This is a genomic window from Kitasatospora sp. NPDC127067, assembly GCF_042724755.1.
Classification (GTDB): domain Bacteria; phylum Actinomycetota; class Actinomycetes; order Streptomycetales; family Streptomycetaceae; genus Kitasatospora; species Kitasatospora lactacystinica.
In genome coordinates this window covers 1-4,202 of the sequence record NZ_JBHXEM010000257.1, presented here as the reverse complement: position 1 = coordinate 4,202, position 4,202 = coordinate 1, and the positions used below count along the sequence as shown (strand labels likewise).

At 78.2% G+C, this 4,202-nt stretch carries 2 protein-coding genes; both read left to right on the top strand.

All coding sequences use genetic code 11. The features are described 5' to 3' along the window. Positions 1 to 260 precede the first annotated feature (260 nt). On the top strand, positions 261 to 425 hold the full coding sequence (locus ACFWJ4_RS40980; RefSeq protein ID WP_380554397.1) for a hypothetical protein: 165 nt from the start codon (positions 261 to 263) through the stop codon (positions 423 to 425). 274 nt (positions 426 to 699) lie between these two features. Beyond that, positions 700 to 4,053: a S8 family serine peptidase gene (locus ACFWJ4_RS40975; RefSeq protein WP_380554394.1), complete on the top strand. Its 3,354-nt coding sequence runs from the start codon at positions 700 to 702 to the stop codon at positions 4,051 to 4,053. Positions 4,054 to 4,202: the final 149 nt, after the last annotated feature.

Below are 4,202 nucleotides of genomic sequence, written 5' to 3'. Positions count from 1 at the left end.
CCGCCGTTCGCCCGGCGGTCCGGGCCCTGCTGCGTCCTCCCGGGTGACGCCCGTCTCAGATACTAGGAAATCCAAGTATTCGTGCAGACACGGCCGGGGCGCGGCCGTACCGTGGAAGGGCCATACGGTGTGCCGCCCCTGTAGCCAGGGTGTGCGGCCCGTGTGCGCGTGCGCCTTCACGAGCAGGCGATCCCTGCTCCCGCGCTCCCTCCCCCCTCTTCGCGCCCGCCCTCCGCGGCGCCGCTTCCAAGGAGCCCGGTATGTCGCCGACCGCCGCCGACCGTCACGCCACGTCCGCCCCCGCCACCGCCCCCGTCCGTGCCCCGCGCCGCCGCCGGGCCGCCGAGCGGAACCCCTTCGCGGCGGCCGCCCTGCAGCGCTCGCTGGACCGCCGGGACAACGGCGGCGTGACCGGCCACCACTGACCGGCCCCGCCCCCGGGTGACCGCCGCCGCCGTCCGGCGGCCGGCCCCGCCGTCGGGCCGGGTGCCGGCCGGCGTTCATCGGCCGAATGGGCCGTACGGGCGCTCGGGATGTCACCCAGTAGAGTGCAACCCCGCTCCGTCCGAGGGAAGTTGCTCGTCCCCGTCGGCGCGATCATCCTAATTTGGGGCTCTCGGAGGGGTGATCGACGTTCGCGTGGGCGGGCGTCAGCGACACGGAGTGCGGATCAGTCCCCCTGCCGGGGGAGAGGGCCCAGTGCGTCTGCCACCCGTCCGCCGACCCGCCGCCCGGATCGGCCTCACCCTGGCCCTGCTGGCCGGAAGCGCCGTCCTCGCCGCCACCCCGGCGGCCGGCGGCCCACCGACCTCGGGACCACCAACGGCCGGACCGCCAGGGGCGGGCCGAACGGCCTCCGTCCTGCTCGAACTCACCACCGAGACGACCGGCTCCGCCTGGCGGCGCGCCGCCGACGGGGCCCGGCGGGCCCGGCGCTCCCCGGAGGACGTCCGCCGGGAGGCCGCGCGGGCCGGCGCCGCCCAGCGCTCCCGGACCGGGGACGCGCTCGACCGGCTCGCCGGGGCCGTCCACCGGGCGGCACCCGCCGCGCGCGAGCTCTACCGCACCCGCACCGTGCTCACCGGCCTCGCGGTCAGCGCGCCCGCCGACCGGCTGCCCGCGCTGCGGGCACTGCCGGGCGTCCGGGCCGTCCACCCGATCGTCGCCAAGCGGCGCGACAACGCCCACTCCGTCCCGCTGACCGGCGCCCCGCAGGTCTGGGCCGGCGACCGGACGACCGGCACCGGGCAGGGCATGCGGATCGGGATCATCGACAGCGGCATCGACTACACCCACGCCGACTTCGGCGGACCCGGCACCGAGGAGGCCTTCCGCTCGGTCGAGCGCGGCAAGCCCGCGCCGCCCGCGCTCTTCCCCAACGCCAAGGTGGTCGGCGGCAAGGACCTGGTCGGCGACGACTACGACCCCGACCCGGCCTCCCCGCACCACCAGCCGGTGCCGCACCCCGGCGACAACCCGATCGACTGCGTGCGCAACGGGCACGGCACCCATGTGGCCGGCACCGCCGCCGGGTACGGCGTCACCGCCGACGGCCGCCCGTACACCGGTCCGTACGGGCCCGGGCTGGACCCGGCCGGCTTCCGGATCGGCCCCGGCACCGCCCCCGGCGCCCAGCTGTACGCGATCCGGGTGTTCGGCTGCGACGGCTCCACCGACCGGGTCGCCGAGGCGCTCGACCTGGCCGCCGACCCCGACGGGGACGGCGACCTGAGCGACCGGCTGGACGTCGTCAACCTCTCGCTCGGCAGCCACTTCGGCAGCACCGACGACACCGACGCCCTGGCCGTCGACCGGCTCGCCGAACTGGGCACCGTCGTGGTCGCGGCGGCGGGCAACGACGGCGACGTGTACGGCATCGGCGGCAGCCCCGGCACCGCGGCCCGGGCGATCACCGTCGCCGCCTCGGTGCACGGGCACGCCGACGTGGACGGCATCACCGTGCTCGCCCCGGCCGAGCGGGCCGGGATCGTCCCGGCGCACTGGAGCGAGCGCTACCAGGGCTGGTCCACCGGCGACGTCAGCGGCGAACTCGCCCTGCCCGCCGACCAGTCGGACGGCTGCACCGACTTCAGCGAGGCCGACCGGCAACGGCTGAAGGGCCGGATCGCGCTGCTCGCCTGGCGCACCCGGGAAGCCGACCGGGCCTGCAACTCCGGCCCGCGCGCCGACCACGCCGCCGACGCGGGCGCGATCGGCGCGCTGTACGCCGCCGACTCCGACCACCTGGCCGAGATCTCCGGCAACGACCGGATCCCGGCCGCGCTGCTGGCGCACGCCGACGGCGACCGGCTGCGGCAGGCCGCGGCCGCCGGGCCGGTGCGGATCCGGCTCGCGGCGCCCGGCAACACGCTGCACGGCTCGGTCGCGCAGGACCAGCCGGCCCGGGTCGACACCCTGACCGACTTCACCTCGCGCGGCATCGGCGTGCCGGGCGTGGTCAAGCCCGATCTGGCGGCCCCCGGCGAGAGCATCTGGTCCAGCCTGGTCGGCAGCGGCGCCGGCGGCCAGCGCGAGAGCGGCACCTCGATGGCCACCCCGCACGTGGCCGGACTCGCCGCGCTGGTCCGCGCCGCGCACCCGGACTGGCCGGTCGAGCAGGTCAAGGCCGCGCTGATGAACACCACCGTGGACACCTACCTCGGCGACGACCGCGGCGGGCCGGTCTACGGGCCCGAGCGCACCGGCGCCGGGCGGGTCCGGGTGGACCGGGCGGTCCGCACGCCCGCCGTCGCCTACGCGGTGGGCGAGGGTGCCGTGGAGGGCGTCGTCGGGGTCTCCTTCGGGCCGGTCGAGGTCGGCGGGCCGACGGCGGTGACCCGGGAGATCGAGGTGCGCAACACCTCGGCCGCGCCGCTGACCTACCGCACCTCCTACGCGGCCGCCACCCGACTGCCCGGCGCCTCCTACCGGGTGACGCCGCCCCGGGTGGACGTCCCGGCGGGCGGCACCGCCCGGGTGCGGGTGACGCTCGCCGTACCGGGAGAGCTCGGGCGGGCGCCCGACCCGACCGTCGACACCGTGCAGGGCGGCCGGGCCCGCAGCTACCGGGGCGAGCTCTCCGGCCGGGTGCTGCTCACGCCCGTCGGCGACGACACGCCGCCGCAGCTGCGGATCCCGGTGCTGGCCGCCCCCCGCCCGACCGGCGACCTCACGGCGACGGCCACCGTCCGCACCGCCCGGGACGGCACCCTGGTCGCCCTCGGTGGCCGCGCCGCGCCCGGCGAACAGCCCGGGCTGGTCAGCGCCCTCGCGCTCGGCGGCGAGGGGATCCGCTGGCCGGACTGCCCGCCCGGCGGCGGTGACGCGGCGGTCGCGCCGGGCGCGGGCGTCCGGCCGAAGGGCACCGGGGAGGAGCCGGACCCGGCGCAGGAGGTCTGCGTCGAGCACCCCGGCGAGCGGTCCGCCGACCTGCGCGCCGCGGGCGCCGCCGTCGACTCCGAACTGCTGTACGTGGGAGCGCAGTTGTGGGCGCCCGCGGCCACCCCGGTGGGGCTGTACGGGGTGCGGGTGGCGCTGGACACCGACGGGGACGGCAGCACCGACGTCGTCCTCAAGGCCGACCGGCTGCGCGGCAGCGACGTCCTGGTCTCCCGGGCCCTGGACGCCCGCACCGGGGCCGAACTGGACGTCCAGCCGCTCAACGCCCACTGGGGCGACACCGACACCGCCCTGCTCGACAGCGACGTCCTGGTGCTGCCCGTCCGGCTGAGCGCCCTGCCCGGCGTCGCGCCCGGGCACAGCACCGTCCGCTACGGCGTGTGGACCGGCTACGCCGGGGCCGGTATGCCGGACGTGGCCGACGCGCTCTGCGCCATCGGACTGAACGGCACCGTCCCGACCGTCCCGCTGGACGTGCTGCGGCCGGCACTCACCGTACGGGCCGGCCTCACCGGCCCGACCGCGGTGGTGGTCCCGGCCGGCCCGGGCGCCGTCCTCGACGTGCACCGGTCGCAGGGCGGCACCTCGCGGCTCCTGCTGCTGCACCACCTCAACCCGGCCGAGCGACGGGCCCAGGTGCTCGACCTGCCCTGACCACGGGGTCGGGAGACCCGATCACGGGACCGGGAGAGGGACGGGGCCGCCCCCCCCCCCCCGCCCCGGGGGGGGGGCGGGCGGTGGGGGGGTACGGGCCGCCCCCCCCGCCCCGCGGCCGGGGTGTGGCCCCGCGCGCGGTGGAGGCC